Origin of the sequence: Bacillus cereus group sp. MYBK79-1 (genome assembly GCF_051915365.1) — a bacterium.
Taxonomy (GTDB): Bacteria; Bacillota; Bacilli; order Bacillales; family Bacillaceae_G; genus Bacillus_A.
Genome location: NZ_JBQAEO010000020.1, coordinates 37,957 through 53,467, shown reverse-complemented (window position 1 = coordinate 53,467; position 15,511 = coordinate 37,957). Strand labels below are relative to the sequence as shown.

The window sequence follows — 15,511 nt, the reverse complement described above, 5'->3', positions numbered from 1 at the left end:
ACCCTTAGTCCCTATAGACTAAGGGTTTTTTATGCACCTTAAAAATACCCATACCTAGTATTTTTGTTTTCGACAAAAAATAGGTAGGGGTATAATTCTCTATCTCATCGCTAAAAGTTTACTCTTTGCATTAATAGGAATATTTACTGCTTCAATTTCTTCAATTGCCTCGCCGTAACGTCCCTTTGCATACACCTTTAATGCTTCATCTCTCTTTAACATATGCTTAACAATCTTCTTTATTTTTTGTTCTCTTCCACGTTCGTCAAATGCAATAAATTCATATTCATACCATTCATCACCAATATGCTGACCAATTGTATTCACAACCGTATAGTATTCTTTCGTCTTATAAAGTGGATTATATTTATCGATAACCGGTCCAAGTTTCGTAGGCAGTAACATTACTACTATCACTATCATCGCTATTAGAGTAGTGATCATTTTTTTCTTCATAATAAACATTCCTCCTCTGCAGGATATATATACATCCATTTTAAAAAGAAGGAATAAAATCTACTATTGAATCTCATTACATTACACTTACATTTTTGTAAGAATTAAAAAAAGGTGAACGAATTTACTCGTTCACCTTTTAGCTCGCTTTAAAGCCACCACCAAGTACATCACGTACATCGTGAATAACAACGAAAGCATCTTCATCTACTCGACTAATAACTTGCTTTAACTTAACAAGCTCTTGTTTATTAATAACAACATATAAAACTTCTTTATTTTTACCAGTATATCCACCGCGTCCTTCTAATACAGTAACACCGCGCGTCATGTTTTTCGTAATAGCCTCACGTATTAAGTCTGGTTGATTCGAAATGATTGTAACAGCCGTTTTTGTATCCATTCCTTCTACAATGAAATCAATCACTTTTGCTCCGATGAATACTGCAACAAGTGTGTACATTGCTTTTTCTTGTCCTATTATAAATACAGAACCAGCAATTACAACAATATCAATAATAAGTACACCTTTACCAACGCTCCATCCTAAATATTGATTTGCTAACTGAGCTAAAATTGCCGATCCTCCTGATGTACCTCCAGCTTTGAACATACAACCTAATCCGACACCGACAAATAAACCAGCGAATAGAGCCGCCAATAACGTATCACTATTTACATGATACTCAATATGTTCCGTAACATATAAAAACAAGGATGTTTCTACAATCCCTAAAATTGTATAAACCATCGTTTTCTTATCAAAAAATTTATAACCAATAGCTAGTAAGATTGCATTTATAGCAAAGTTCACAATCCCCGGCGACCAATCAAATAAATAGTACGTAACAACCGTTACACCAATAATTCCACCCTCTGATAAACGGTTTGGAATTGCAAAGTAATTAATACCAATTGCGAATAATAATGAACCAATTGTAATTAGTGTTATTTCCTTTATACGTTGATTAACCATAGTTCATACCTCCCCCCATTTGACATTGTATCACTATCTTCTAGAGGTTTAGAAGTTGTTTTTATCGCGCATTTTTACCCTTAAAGATCGAGATATTATGTTTAAACAAAGGGGTGATTAATTATTCATATTTGCTCTAACTGTACGGACAAATCGCTCCACATTCCCCTTCTGAATATACTTAGCTCTAACCATTTCATGATTACAAGTACATTCGAAATGCGGACGAAAATCTATGCTATCTATATGCAAATATGAATAATCTTTAAATGTTGCGGGATAGTATGGAAATTTCCCATAAAAGAGAAGACGTCTAGTAGTAGCAGCAAAAATCCCATGTTGATACGATAGCGTAAAATTATCCTTTTCAAATATCCCTACGACAAAAGCCAAAACCTTTTCATCATCTTCTATATACTTTTTCATACTCGATAAAAGTTCATTCATGCATATCCGATACGATAAACTTAACTAAATCTATACAATTCAATCAAATTTATCTCGTTCAACTAAGGGCGCAATTCCTTAGCCAGTTCTCTTATGAACTTCTCATGTTTTCACATGAGCGCAGACTATATGTTTATCTCTTTAGAGATAGAGGATTTTCCCACCACCATAGGCTTGTGGTGTACTCTCGTCAGTTATACGAGATAGTCGTTGAACGTTCATCTTATCCATTTTGACTTAGATGATTCGAGGCGGAAGACCCATTGTTCTAGTGTTTAGGATTTAACCTTGCACGATCTGATTGATTTTTTCTGCTTTCGCGACATTCACGCTCACCATTTCTAGCCACGTTGTAGTTCAATCAGCTTTAGGGATTGCCCGCAGTTAACCCTCACTACTAGCCAATCACTTGACTAGCAGGGCTTACTGATATATTTAATTAACTTTCGTTATAATTGGTTAAATAAATCGTAACAGTTAGTTACCCTCCAAATACTATTTTTGAAAAGAATCCATGGATTATTACAGACCGGTGTAACTCCTTTATAAAGTATGAAACGCGTTTCCTGTCAAAGTTATTTCAAAAAAATAATCCGTTATGTGATTTACACATAACGGATTAAAACTAAACGGTAGAGCGTTCCACAAGTTCATATGGAATTTCCACCTTTTCCTGTTTAGAACTTTCATCACTTATTTGCCTGTAAAACATTTCAAAGGCCTTTTTACCTATTTCCTTTAAATTTTGATCAATGGTTGTAAGTTGTAACACTTGCGAAATAGGTTGATTATCAAAGCCAATAATCGCTAAATCCTCAGGAACTTGAATACCTAATTTTTCAGCTTCTGTCATAACCCCAATCGCAACTTCATCTCCCGCTACTATTAATGCTTCAGGAAGATGCTGCATCCCCTTTAATTTATGAGCCACTTTCACACCATCTTCTAATGTAAAACATTCTGTGAAAATCCATTCCTCATTCACTTCTTCATCTATAGATTGCAATTGCTGTTTATAAACATCAAAACGCTTTTGACTACTCGGTCCTAATTTCCTTCCCGTACAATAGCCAATTTTTTTATAGCCTTTCTCAATCAAATAATCCATTCCTAATTGAAAAGCTGCTGAGTGATTCGTATATACACTTGAAACATTTGAAATATCATTATCTTCACAAGCTACAATTGTCCCATAAGAAGCATACGGCTCTATCGTTTCCCATTCATTCGCACGAGAACAAATAATAAGACCATCCAATTGTTTTGTTTTTAACATATGTAAACTTTTCATTTCTTCTTTTTTATTATAATTCGTTTGGCAAAGTAGCACCCTGTAATTATGAGCTAACGCTACCTCCATCATCCCGCCCACCATCGCATCAAAACATGGATGATTAATATACGGTAAAATTACACCAACGATATTCGTTTTCCCTTTTGATAAATGAACGGCATTTGCGTTTTGTGAGTAATTCAACTTCTCAACTATCTCTATAACCGCTTTCCTTTTTTCTTCACTTACATACGGATGATCGTTCAATACTCTCGAAACAGTCGTAACTGAAACTCCCGCCATCTTTGCAATATCTTTAATATTAGCCATACACTCACCTCTACTCTTAAATTAATAAATCCCATGAACATATGTCAAATCCTCTCATCATTACACCTTCATTCGTTTTTCTTACAAAAGTGTAATTTTCCTGTAAGCTAATTCGATAGTTACTCCCCGCAATATTTCATACAATTAAGTCAGAAACAGGGCAACAATTATTCGAAAAGGAGCGGATTCATATGATGAACAAAGTAAAATCAAACAATTTTTTAAATACAATGGGCATGGTATTTTCTGCTCTAATCAACGCAAAATCTGTTGCTTCTACATTAAACAAGTAAGGAGAATTCATTATGAACAATATCACTTTTAACAAATTAGATTTTTTAGGACTAGCTAGCGGATCAGTTCTTCTTACTGCTTTTATTTACGCCGCTACGCTCGTATAAATTTCGTGTCCCCTTTCCCCTTTATTATAAATAGCAATAGAAAAGACGACCGTCTATGCCCGGTCGTCTTTTCTTATTTTTGATTTGATTGCAAAGTTTCCTTTAGCTCATCAAACTTCTCATTTAATTGATCTGTCATCATTTTCATAGCTGTCTTTCGATCTATTTGTTCTTCAGCATCAATTTGAATTGGGTCTCCAAAAATCAATTGTGCCTTTTTCCCTTTTATTAATTCTTTTAGACTTGATGGGCCAACATAAGCTGCCGGTACTAACGGGACATTAGAACGTAGCGCAATCGTAACAGCCCCAGCTTTTAATGAAACGTCTTCTGTTGATCGTGTCCCACTCGGAAAAATTCCTACTACTTTCCCTTCTTTTAATAGGCGTGACGGAATTTTGAGTGTACTCGGTCCTGGATTCGCACGATCTACAGGGAATGCATTCACATTTTTAAAGAACCAATTTTTGAACTTCCCTTCAAATAATTCTTTTTTCGCCATGTAATGAATTTGGGTCGGGTACATCCCTGTAGCTAACATTAATACATCCATAAAACTTGTATGTGTACACGCAACAACATATGGGCCACCTTCTGGTAACTTTTCTCTTCCTTGCACTTCTACTTTCCCAGCTGTTTTAAATATATATTTCAACAAAAATGTAATTGGTTTATACATTTGGTTCGTTCCTTTCTGAACATCCGAATTATAATCAGTCTCTTACAATGATTATAACACTAAGTTTTAGGAGTTGGTAATAATTTTAAGTATTAATTGTTAAATTTCAATTCTTACAAAAGTGTAATTTTCTTGTAAGCTAATTCGATAGTTACTCCCCCCAATATTTCATACAATTAAGTCAGAAAGAAACAACAACTATTCGAAAAGGAGCGGATCAATATGATGAACAAGATGAAAACGAACAATTTTTTAAATACAATGGGCATGGTATTTTCCGCTCTAATCGACGCAAAAGCTGTTGCTTCTACATTAAACAAGTAAGGAGAATTCATTATGAACAATATCACTTTTAACAAATTAGATTTTTTAGGATTAGCTAGCGGCTCTCTTCTTCTTACTGCTTTTATTTACGCTGCTACGCTTGTATAACTTTGTGTCCCCTTTCCCCTTTATATAGAAAAAGACGACCGTCTATGCCCGGTCGTCTTTTTAAATGTTTCTTTCTTTTAACTCTTTTAAAAGCTGTATCATTTCAGCTTGTTGTTTTATCTTCTTACGACCATTTCGGTTAATTGCTGCAAGCTCACAAGCAACTCCGACGGCAAAGAAAAACAATACACTTTCTAACATGTGAAATCCTCCAATTGCCTATTAAACAACTTGGCGTAATTGCTCTTCTTGTAAAATCTTCTTATTTATATTCTCTTCTTTTCTCTGACAAACGTTATTGCGAATGAGTGCTGCGATAACAAGTAAAGTCCCTACAATATCAAACATCATTATTTGATATCCTTGCATCATCATAATAATTAAAGTCGTAATAGGCACAAAGTTAATAAATAAAATACCATTAATAGATGATAAAATTTTCACACCGTAATTCCAAGCGAGTAACGCTACGATTCCCGGTAATGTCATCATAAACAATAAATCATATTTCACGATAGAAATCGTTCCCATGCTCGGAACCGATACATATCCAAGCGATGTAATGATTACAGTTATAATCCCTGTGACCGTCGTACCGAATACACACGTCAACGTAGAATAACGTAATGTTGACCAGTCGCTACACGTTTGACCACCCATCGTATAAATAACCCAACCTACAACTCCCACAAATATACACGCTAGTGAAAACATGTTATCTTTCAATGTTAAAAAGAAACTCATATCACCTTTTGTAATAACAAATACAGCTCCTACAAAAGCAATCATCATGCTCGTTATCATATACTTTTTCGGTTTCACATGCTTATATCCCCATAGAATACAAATAGAAATCATCGGCATAAGTGCTTCCATGATGGAGGCTACCATCACGCCCGGTTTTCCCATTAACATTTGACCTAAAAATATAAGTACATTATATACAGTAAACGCCATCGTTCCGAAAAAGACGAGTAACTTTCCTCTTCCCTCTAAACGAAATGCCTGTTTTCCTTCTTTCATTAACAACAATACAATCAGTACGATCGCTACCGCTCCATAGCGAATAAGCGAAAAATAAAATGGATCTATGTATTCTAACGCATGATCAGCAACCGGAAACATTGCTCCCCATGACATACTTGCAATTAAACATGCTAAAGCCCCTATTATCATTTGACCTTTTTTCACCACAATCCCCCACTTCTTTCTATTTGCACAAAGAGAATTGTAAAAGAAAAAATATATCACGTAAAATGATTCAAAATGATGTTAACTATCACTTATAATGATAGTTAACATCAAGGAGGAGCATACAATGGAATTAAGAGACTTACAAATCTTCCAAAGCGTTGCCGACCAAGGTAGTGTAAGCGGCGCCGCAAAGGAATTAAATTACGTACAGTCAAATGTAACTGCACGTATTAAACAACTAGAAAATGAGCTCAAAACACCGCTCTTTTATCGTCATAAACGAGGTATGACTTTAACAGCTGAAGGAAGAAAAATGCTCGTTTATGTTCATAAAATTTTGCAAGATGTTGATGAGCTAAAACAAGTATTTTTAGATAGTGAAACACCGTCTGGTATATTAAAAATCGGTACTGTCGAAACAGTAAGTACATTACCTACCATCTTATCTTCTTACTATAAACGCTATCCGAATGTCGACTTATCATTACAAGCAGGTCTAACAGAAGAATTGATTAGAGAAGTACTCGATCATCAACTAGATGGCGCTTTTATATCAGGGCCAATAAAACATCCACTAATCGAACAATACGATGTTAGTACCGAAAAATTAATGCTTATAACACAAAATAAAGCTTTTCATATTGAAGAATTTACAACCACGCCTCTACTCGTTTTTAACCAAGGATGTGGATACCGTTCCAAACTAGAACGATGGCTGAAAGATGAAGGTTTGCTACCAAAAAGAATTATGGAATTTAATATATTAGAGACAATATTAAATAGTGTCGCACTTGGCCTTGGAATTACGCTCGTACCACAGTCTGCTGTCCACCATCTTTCTAAAGCTGGTAAGGTGCATTGTCATGCAATCCCTGAAAAATATGGTAGTATTTCAACGGTTTTCATACGCCGTAAAGATAGCTATATGACGAATTCAATGCGTAGCTTTTTAAAAACAATTGAAGAGCATCATCATATCAATATGCTTTAAAAGACATTCTTACATGAATGTCTTTTTTTCTTACAAAAGTGTAAGCCTCCCGTAAGCTAATTCGATAGTTGCAGGCGATCATATTCCCTATAATTAAGGTATAAAGCAGGGCAACAACAATTCGAAAAGGAGCGGATACGCATGATGAACAAAATGAAATCAAACAAATTTTTAAATACAATGGGCATGGTGCTATCCGCACTTGTCGATGCAAAAGCTGTTGCAACTACATTAAACAAATAAGGAGAGATTATAATGAACAACATTACATTTAACAAATCAGACTTTATCGGACTTGCAAGTGGAGCGACTCTTCTTACAGCTTTCATTTACACACTTGCTCAAGGTCTTGTTTAATACTTTGTTTCCCCAAACCCCTTTATATATAGAAAAAGCTGCTTGTCTTATAGACAAGCAGCTTTTTAGTTTATTTCATATATAATTTGACCTGTTTTCGTCATATCATATCCGCCAATTGCTTTTAATTCATTATGAAATTCTTCCGATTGCAGAATATCTTTCACGACTTCGATCAGCCCTTCATTTTCTTTATTCTTCAAAATCACTAAATCATACTGTTCTTTCATGATTGGAACAAAGTCTACATTTACAATTTGTGAAAACTTTTCTGATCCTACTCCCACATCAGCTTTTCCATTCGCGACTTGTGTGGCAACACCAAGATGATTCGATTCTTCCCATTCATATCCACTAATACGTTCTTTATTTAAATTTTGAATGCGCAATTGTTCATCTACTAATACCCTAATGCCAGAGCCTTTTTCTCGATTTACAAATCGTATAGATGATTGGGATAAATCATCCCACGTTTTTATATTTTTAGGATTCCCCTTTTGCACATAAAACCCAACGTTCCTTGCTAATAAATTAATCATCGTACACGGTTGTCCAACTAAAATACGTTTTACGTAAGGAACATTATATGTACCCGTTTCGCCATCAAACAAATGCAAACTAACGATACTTCCTTCTCCTTGATACATTTTTATTAAACTCGTTAAACTACCTTGATATGCCCTTAATATATTTGAACTTGGCAGACGGTTTTCTATACGTTTTGCCAACATATCTAACGTTAGTTCTTGTCCACTAATAATACATGTATCCAAGCCTTTACTATCTTCGCTCTTTACAGAAGCGCCTTGTATCTTCCCTGTTTTCATTTGCTTTATATATTGTTCTAAATCCGTTGCATCAATGCGCATCTGTCTACCAATTCTATAAGAAGGCAGTTCTCCTTTTTTAATTAGATCGTATACCGTTAATTTTGATACTTTTAATCGCTTCGCTACTTCTTCCGTTGTGTAGGAATGATGATCCATAGACGATTCCTCACTTTCTTCCTTCATTGTAACAAAGAAAAGAATATTTCTCCTATATTAAAAAACAACTACATCGTTCAAATTATATTCAATTATAACTAGTTATATTTAGTTATAATTAGATATAATTAGATATAATTAAATATATCAAAACGAAAGGGGATTTTTTTATGAACAAGTTTACATTACGATCCATCGGAGCACTTATACTTTCTTTTCTTCTTATATTTAGCGTTGCATGCACAAGCGGAGATAAGAAAGGGAAATCAACTGCTAAAGAAGGAAAAACAGTAGAACTTACTATATCGGCTGCTGCAAGCTTACAAGATGCACTAAAAGAAATTGAAACAAAATATAAAGAAAAAGAACCTAATATTAAACTTTCTTTTAACTTCGGTGCTTCTGGTGCACTTCAACAACAAATTGAACAAGGTGCACCTGCTGACTTATTCTTCTCAGCAGCCGAAGATAAATTCCAAACTCTTGTTAAAAAAGGATTCATTAATGAAAAAGAAGGGAAAAATCTTCTTGGAAATGAACTCGTTCTAGTCGTCCCAAAAGATAGTTCCCTTTCAAAAATTCAAGATTTAAAAGATGAAAAAATTAAGAAAATCGCACTTGGTACACCTGAATCAGTACCTGCAGGAAAATACGCAAAGGCCTCTCTCACACACGAAAATCTATGGAATGACATTCAAAATAAAATCGTATTTACAAAAGATGTTCGCCAAGTGTTAACATATGTAGAAACAGGTAATGTCGATGCTGGTATTGTATACAAAACAGATGCTCTTATTTCAAACAAAGTAAAAATTGGCGAGACAGCGGCAGCTACTTCGCATGAGCCAATTCACTATCCTTTAGGTGTTATAAAAGAATCTAAGCATAAGAAAGAGGCGACTTCATTTTATGAGTATTTGCAGTCAAAAGATGCACAATCTATCTTTAAGAAATATGGATTTACAGTCCTATCCTAATTGCCATGAGCTTTGATGCTATTTTGTCACCAATCTTTCTATCTTTACGAGTAGCTGCATGTGCCACCATTATCGTTACCATTTTAGGAACTATAATCGGACGAGCGCTAGCACGTTCCTCCTGGAGATATAAAGTAATATTAGAAACTATTTTCTTATTACCAATGGTGCTTCCGCCAACTGTAATCGGCTTTTTTCTCATTATCATTTTTGGAAACAATAGTCCCATTGGAATGTGGATAGAATCATTGTTTCAGCAGTCTATTATGTTCACATCTACTGCTGCGATCATTGCTTCTGCAGTTGTTGCATTTCCGCTTATGTACCAATCAGCAAAAACAGGATTTTCTATCGCGAATGTACAAATTGAAGAAAGTGCTCGTGACCTTGGTGCAAGTGAGTATCAAGTTTTTCTACACGTCACACTTCCACTTGCATTTCCTGCCTTACTAAGCGGAATGATTTTGAGCTTCGTTCGTGCGCTCGGTGAGTTTGGTGCTACACTCATGTTTGCTGGGAACATTCCTGGTAAAACACAGACGATCCCAACTGCAATTTATATGGCGATTGATGCAAGTAATATGCAACTCGCTTGGACACTTGTAGTTATCACCATCAGTATGTCACTCCTATTTCTGCTATGTATCCAGCTTATCAATAAAAAAATTACCAACTCTTAAAGCAGCTTTTTTCGAAGCTGCTTATTTATTTCTTAGGAAATAAAATATACCCTCGGGAAATAACTGAATTTTACCTCTTATTTAAATATACATTTTATTTGAATTCACTTTCTAAAATAGGCAATTTCCTGTTATTATATGGAGGTGTTTCAAAAAATGAAGAAATGAAAACGCATTTATATCGTAAATTCTTCATCCTGTTTTAGCGATCGGTAATCTTCTACTCTATTAGTGGGGCATTACCGATCGTTAGAACGATATGTAATTATATTGGTATAGGAAATCGAAGGGAGTCTTGTAATGGACATTTTATTAGCGCTTCTTCCTGCAATTGCATGGGGAAACATCTTATTAGTAAGCGTAAAAATGGGCGGTGGTGCATATAGCCAAACGGTAGGTATGACAATCGGTGCTCTATTCTTCGCAACAATTATGTATGTATTTACTCAACCAGCTTTAACAATGACAGTCTTGATTGTTGGTTTTATTTCAGGTTTATTCTGGGCTTTAGGACAAGTAAACCAATTAAAAACAGTTGAAAAACTAGGTGTTTCAACTACTGTAACAATTTCTACTGGTATGCAACTTGTTGCAACTTCTATCTTTGGAGTTATCGCTTTCCGTGAGTGGACTACTACAACAACGATTGTTCTGGGAACGATTGCAATCCTATTAATCGTAGTTGGTGTTGTATTCACATCACTAGATGACAAAGAAAATGCACAACCGCCAGGACAATTGAAAAAAGGACTTCTTACTTTAATTGTTTCTACTTTCGGTTACCTTGTATATGTAATTATTATTCGTTGGTATAATATCGATGGTTGGTCTGCTATTTTACCACAAGCAGTTGGTATGTTTGTTGGTGCGGTTGTACTGACATCTAAACATAAGCCATTTAACAAATATGCAATCCGTAATGCTTTATCTGGTTTACTATGGGGAACTGGAAACTTATTCTTACTTCTTTCATTACCACGTGTCGGAGTAGCAACAAGCTTCCCATTATCTCAAACTGGAATCGTTATCTCAACATTCGGTGCCATTGTCTTCTTAGGTGAAAAGAAAACAAAACGTCAATTGATCTTTATTGCACTAGGTAGTGTTTTAATTATCGGCGGCGCTGTATTGTTAGGTATGACAAAAGCATAAACTTATAATCTATTAATCCCTGAAGCAGTTATGCTTCAGGGATTTTTTATTACAACTATTTTTTAAGTATAATATTTTTTATAACCTTATTTGTATTAACCCTCCCCCTCCATTTTCATCCTTTTCACGATAAGCCTTTTCCTTTTACAAAATTCTCTTAGAAATGGTATCGTTTTTTATAACATATCTTCACTAGAAAGGAATAAAGGATATGCTAACTAAACATCGAATTTTATTTATTGGTGCTGGTCGTATGGCAGAAGCTATATTTTCCGGATTACTTAAAACAAGCAAAGAATACATCGAAGAAATTATCGTTTCTAACCGAAGCAACGTAGAAAAGCTAAAGCAATTACAAGGGCGATATGATGTGTCTACTACAACAGATTGGAAGCAGCATGTTACATCTGTTGATACGATTGTTTTAGCAATGCCACCTTCTGCACATGAAGAATTATTAGCAGAATTATCTCCGTTACTATCGAATCAACTTGTCGTAACGGTAGCTGCTGGCATTGGTCCATCTTATTTAGAAGAAAGACTTCCCGTGGGGACACCTGTTGCTTGGATTATGCCAAATACAGCTGCTGAAGTTGGCAAGTCTATCTCCCTATATACAATGGGACAATCAGCAAACGAGATGCATCAGGAAACCTTGCAACTGCTTTTAAGAGGCATTGGTACTTCGCAACTTTGCACTGAGGAAGAAGTTCATCAGCTTACTGCCGTTACTGGAAGTGCACCAGCTTTCCTTTATTACTTTGCTGAAAGCTTAATTGAAGCAACAAAAAATTATGGAATCGATGAAGCAACTGCCAAACACCTTGTCATTCAAATGATTTCTGGCTCTGCTTCTATGCTTGAACAAACGCAAGATCCAGCTAACCTCCGCGAACAAGTAACAACACCAGGTGGTTCCACGGCTGAGGGTCTCAAAGCTTTATATGAATATAATTTTTCAGAGGGAATTCAAAAAGCAGTAGAAGCAACAAACAAAAAAGCTAGGGGGAAATAATATGAATTTAACAAGTTTAAAAGACTATACAACATTACATAACGGTGTAAAAATGCCTTGGTTCGGTTTAGGTGTTTTTAAAGTAGAAGATGGTTCAGAAGTAGTTGAATCTGTAAAAGCAGCAATTAAAAATGGCTACCGCAGCATTGATACTGCAGCAATTTATCAAAACGAAGAAGGCGTTGGACAAGCAATCCGTGAATCAGGTGTTTCACGTGAAGAATTATTTATTACATCAAAAGTATGGAATAGCGATCAAGGGTATGAAACGACACTTCAAGCATTTGAAACTACATTAGAGAAATTAGGTCTAGAATATTTAGATTTATATTTAGTACATTGGCCTGTAAAAGGGAAATATACTGAATCATGGAAAGCGTTAGAAAAGCTTTATAAAGACGGCCGTGTTCGTGCAATTGGCGTGAGTAATTTCCATATTCACCACTTACAAGACGTATTTGAAATTGCTGAAATTAAGCCAATGATCAACCAAGTGGAATACCACCCACGTTTAGCACAAGAAGAGCTACACACTTTCTGTAAAGAACATAACATCCAGCTTGAAGCTTGGTCACCATTAATGCAAGGCCAACTGCTAGACAACCCAATATTACAAGACATTGCAACAAAATATAATAAATCAACTGCACAAATTATTTTACGGTGGGATCTACAAAACGAAGTTGTAACAATCCCTAAATCTATTAAAGAGCATCGCATTATTGAAAATGCAAATATATTCGATTTTGAATTAAGTGCTGATGACATGAAAGCAATTCAAGCTCTAAATGAAGATCGTCGCGTTGGTCCAGATCCAGATAACTTTAACTTCTAATAGAAAAACCACTGCCATATGCAGTGGTTTTTCCATTAAAGAAAACTGAAAATTTAAACTATATACCATTCGGTTGACACTTCATTATCCAAGGTGTAAGATTTTGAATTATCAAAGAAACACAAAAATTAATAAAATTTATTCGTTTACTCATTGTATCAAGAGAGGTGGAGGGACTGGCCCTTTGAAACCTCGGCAACAGGTTCATTTTGAATACTGTGCCACTTCCTGCAAGCTTTATGCTTGAAAGATAGAATGAGGGACTTCGTTTATATACGGGTGCATAACTTGTACGTAAAAATCCCTCTTTCTCAATATGAAAAGAGGGATTTTTTATTTTTCATTTCCCTCATCATCATCCAAACTTAATTATTTAGGAGGAAAATCAAATGAAAAAGAAGTTTGTACCCGGTATTGCATCAGTTGTAGGAGTAAGTATTTTATTAACTGGTTGCGGTAGTTATAAAAACGAAGCAAGCGGAGCAAATGCAAAAGACGAGGCGCCTAGTAAGCAGGTTTTAAACTTATCTTCACCTACTGAAATACGAACAATGGATACAGCTCGTGCTACAGATACTGATTCTGGTCAAGTAATGAGAAACGTATTTGAAGGTTTGTATAATCTTGGTGAAGGTAACAAACCTGTTCCTGGTGTTGCAAAATCTCATGAAGTAAGTGGCGATAAGACGAAATACACATTCCACCTGCGAGATTCAAAATGGTCAAACGGCACTCCTGTTACAGCGAAAGACTTTGTCTTCGCTTGGCAAAGAGCTGTTGATCCAGCAACAGCCTCTGAATATGCATTTCTATTCTTTGATATTAAAAATGCATCAAAAATTAACAACAAAGAACTTCCATCCGATCAACTTGGTGTAAAAGCAATTGATGACCATACGTTTGAGGTAGAATTAGAACGCCCTGTTCCGTACTTTATTAGCTTAACAGCGTTCCCAACATTTCTACCAATTAACGAGGAATTCTTTAAAGCACAAGGTGATAAGTACGCTTTAGAAGACAATACAATCTTGTACAACGGAGCTTTTACACTAAGCGATTGGAAGCACGAACAAAGCTTTAAATTCAAGAAAAATCCTACCTATTGGGATAAAGATACTGTCAAACTGGAAGAAATCAATTTTAACGTCGTAAAAGAAAAATCTACAGAAGTAAATTTATTCGAGTCAAAACAATTAGACCGTATAAAACTAACATCTGACTTCGTTGATAAATATAAAAAAGATACCAACTTTAAAGAACGTCCGAACGTAGGGGTACAGTTTCTACGTATGAATCAACAAAATAAAGTACTTCAAAACGTTTCTGCACGCCAAGCAATCGATCAAACAATTGATCGAAAGTCCTTTGTAAATACATTATTAAATGACGGCTCTACACCTACCTCTAGTCTCGTGCCGAAAAACTTTGCAAAAGGACCTGACGGAACAGACTTCCGTGCTGCAAACGGCGATTTAACAAAGGTTGATACAAAATCTGCACAAGAATTATGGAAAAAGGCGAAACAAGAACTTGGATCTGAAAAAATAACGTTAGAACTATTAACAAGTGACGGTGACCTTGAGAAGAAAACTGGTGAATTCTTAAAAGGACAACTAGAAAAGAATTTAGATGGCTTAACAGTGACGATAAAACCGCAACCACGTAAACAACAAGTTTCACTTTTATTAAAAGGTGACTACGAAATTGGAATTGACGGCTGGAGCCCTGACTTTGCGGATCCAATTACATTCCTTGAGCTATTTACAACGAATAACCCTTATAACTTAGATCATTATTCTAATAAGGAGTTCGATGAAACAATAGCAAAAGTGAAAACAACTTTAGCCGGTGATGAAAAAGCTCGCTGGGAAGCATTACTAGCATCCGAGAAAATATTATTTAAAGACTCTGTTATCGCTCCTCTTTACCAAAAAGGCGAATCTTATTTAGAACGTTCTTATGTGAAAGGAATTGTGCAAGTAGACTTTGCAGGGCAATTAAACTTCAAGTGGGCAAAAATTGAAAAATAAAGTGAAACGTTAATCAGTGGGATCTTCTTCCCACACCGATTATTTTTTTAGAAAAACATATTAAAAGTAGGTTCCCCAACACGAGGGAATCTGCTTTTTTAATATATTATTCCAAGAAATTAACAATCTATTTTTATTATTGACATATAGTTCTTTCCAGTGTTAATATTCTAAATAATCAAAGAAACGAAATATTTAACCATCAAAATATAATGTCTTCTACGCTGAAACATATAACGATAGATTATAGTTCAGCATGTATATACATATAGAACACCTGATTACCTAAATGCACATATC

At 35.2% G+C, this 15,511-nt stretch carries 18 protein-coding genes and 1 riboswitch; of the genes, 10 read left to right on the top strand and 8 right to left on the bottom strand.

Annotated elements, in window-relative coordinates; all coding sequences use genetic code 11:
- Positions 1 to 99 precede the first annotated feature (99 nt).
- The 4 genes from ACTFOB_RS23255 to ACTFOB_RS23240 form a co-directional block, all read right to left on the bottom strand.
- A complete protein-coding gene (locus ACTFOB_RS23255; RefSeq protein WP_440029257.1) occupies positions 100 to 456 on the bottom strand; it encodes a YxeA family protein in 357 nt (118 codons plus the stop codon).
- 139 nt (positions 457 to 595) lie between these two features.
- Positions 596 to 1,432 carry a YitT family protein gene (locus tag ACTFOB_RS23250; RefSeq protein ID WP_144616137.1) on the bottom strand — a complete coding sequence of 279 codons (837 nt, stop codon included), beginning with the start codon at positions 1,430 to 1,432 and terminating at the stop codon, positions 596 to 598.
- A gap of 117 nt (positions 1,433 to 1,549) precedes the next feature.
- Positions 1,550 to 1,879, bottom strand: a complete 330-nt coding sequence (locus tag ACTFOB_RS23245) for a PH domain-containing protein (RefSeq protein WP_440029259.1) — start codon at positions 1,877 to 1,879, stop codon at positions 1,550 to 1,552.
- 625 nt (positions 1,880 to 2,504) lie between these two features.
- Complete coding sequence (locus tag ACTFOB_RS23240; protein WP_440029261.1) at positions 2,505 to 3,482, bottom strand: LacI family DNA-binding transcriptional regulator; 978 nt, start codon at positions 3,480 to 3,482, stop codon at positions 2,505 to 2,507.
- A 305-nt stretch (positions 3,483 to 3,787) separates the two neighbouring features.
- On the opposite strand from ACTFOB_RS23240, the gene ACTFOB_RS23235 reads away from it, so the two are divergent.
- Positions 3,788 to 3,883, top strand: coding sequence for a DUF3948 family protein (locus ACTFOB_RS23235; protein WP_001060010.1), 96 nt, complete (start codon positions 3,788 to 3,790; stop codon positions 3,881 to 3,883).
- 73 nt (positions 3,884 to 3,956) lie between these two features.
- Here ACTFOB_RS23235 and ACTFOB_RS23230 read toward each other — a convergent pair whose 3' ends face one another.
- Positions 3,957 to 4,562 (bottom strand): lysophospholipid acyltransferase family protein, encoded by a 606-nt coding sequence (locus tag ACTFOB_RS23230; protein ID WP_440029263.1) that lies wholly within the window; start codon positions 4,560 to 4,562, stop codon positions 3,957 to 3,959.
- A gap of 336 nt (positions 4,563 to 4,898) precedes the next feature.
- Between ACTFOB_RS23230 and ACTFOB_RS23225 the strand changes: the two genes are divergently transcribed.
- Entirely contained in the window at positions 4,899 to 4,994 is a 96-nt protein-coding gene (locus ACTFOB_RS23225; protein WP_001060007.1) for a DUF3948 family protein, read from the top strand.
- Positions 4,995 to 5,054: 60 nt separating this feature from the next.
- On the opposite strand, the gene ACTFOB_RS23220 is transcribed toward ACTFOB_RS23225, so the two are convergent.
- Together ACTFOB_RS23220 and ACTFOB_RS23215 are read right to left on the bottom strand one after the other, a co-directional pair.
- Positions 5,055 to 5,195, bottom strand: coding sequence for a YrzO family protein (locus ACTFOB_RS23220; protein ID WP_061677922.1), 141 nt, complete (start codon positions 5,193 to 5,195; stop codon positions 5,055 to 5,057).
- Positions 5,196 to 5,216: 21 nt separating this feature from the next.
- A complete protein-coding gene (locus ACTFOB_RS23215) occupies positions 5,217 to 6,185 on the bottom strand; it encodes a DMT family transporter (RefSeq protein WP_440029266.1) in 969 nt (322 codons plus the stop codon).
- A gap of 127 nt (positions 6,186 to 6,312) precedes the next feature.
- Here ACTFOB_RS23215 and ACTFOB_RS23210 point away from each other — a divergent pair, with 127 nt between their 5' ends.
- On the top strand, positions 6,313 to 7,179 hold the full coding sequence (locus ACTFOB_RS23210; RefSeq protein ID WP_440029268.1) for a LysR family transcriptional regulator: 867 nt from the start codon (positions 6,313 to 6,315) through the stop codon (positions 7,177 to 7,179).
- A gap of 255 nt (positions 7,180 to 7,434) precedes the next feature.
- The gene (locus tag ACTFOB_RS23205) at positions 7,435 to 7,536 is read left to right on the top strand and encodes a DUF3948 family protein (protein ID WP_001060018.1); all 102 of its coding nucleotides are present in this window, start codon (positions 7,435 to 7,437) and stop codon (positions 7,534 to 7,536) included.
- A gap of 65 nt (positions 7,537 to 7,601) precedes the next feature.
- Here the strand turns inward: ACTFOB_RS23205 and ACTFOB_RS23200 are convergent, their stop codons facing one another.
- Complete coding sequence (locus ACTFOB_RS23200; RefSeq protein WP_440029270.1) at positions 7,602 to 8,549, bottom strand: substrate-binding domain-containing protein; 948 nt, start codon at positions 8,547 to 8,549, stop codon at positions 7,602 to 7,604.
- A gap of 143 nt (positions 8,550 to 8,692) precedes the next feature.
- Between ACTFOB_RS23200 and modA the strand changes: the two genes are divergently transcribed.
- The 6 genes from modA (at position 8,693) to ACTFOB_RS23170 (ending at position 15,211) form a co-directional block, all read left to right on the top strand.
- A complete protein-coding gene (gene modA, locus ACTFOB_RS23195) occupies positions 8,693 to 9,499 on the top strand; it encodes a molybdate ABC transporter substrate-binding protein (RefSeq protein ID WP_440029272.1) in 807 nt (268 codons plus the stop codon).
- Between the two features lie 5 nt (positions 9,500 to 9,504).
- A complete protein-coding gene (modB, locus tag ACTFOB_RS23190) occupies positions 9,505 to 10,179 on the top strand; it encodes a molybdate ABC transporter permease subunit (protein ID WP_440029274.1) in 675 nt (224 codons plus the stop codon).
- A gap of 300 nt (positions 10,180 to 10,479) precedes the next feature.
- Positions 10,480 to 11,331 carry a GRP family sugar transporter gene (locus ACTFOB_RS23185; RefSeq protein WP_000353549.1) on the top strand — a complete coding sequence of 284 codons (852 nt, stop codon included), beginning with the start codon at positions 10,480 to 10,482 and terminating at the stop codon, positions 11,329 to 11,331.
- Positions 11,332 to 11,542: 211 nt separating this feature from the next.
- The gene (gene proC, locus ACTFOB_RS23180; protein WP_440029276.1) at positions 11,543 to 12,346 is read left to right on the top strand and encodes a pyrroline-5-carboxylate reductase; all 804 of its coding nucleotides are present in this window, start codon (positions 11,543 to 11,545) and stop codon (positions 12,344 to 12,346) included.
- Between the two features lies 1 nt (position 12,347).
- Positions 12,348 to 13,181 (top strand): aldo/keto reductase, encoded by an 834-nt coding sequence (locus ACTFOB_RS23175; protein WP_440029278.1) that lies wholly within the window; start codon positions 12,348 to 12,350, stop codon positions 13,179 to 13,181.
- Between the two features lie 152 nt (positions 13,182 to 13,333).
- Positions 13,334 to 13,438, top strand: a riboswitch (SAM riboswitch).
- Between the two features lie 132 nt (positions 13,439 to 13,570).
- Positions 13,571 to 15,211, top strand: a complete 1,641-nt coding sequence (locus ACTFOB_RS23170) for a peptide ABC transporter substrate-binding protein (protein ID WP_440029280.1) — start codon at positions 13,571 to 13,573, stop codon at positions 15,209 to 15,211.
- Positions 15,212 to 15,511 lie beyond the last annotated feature (300 nt).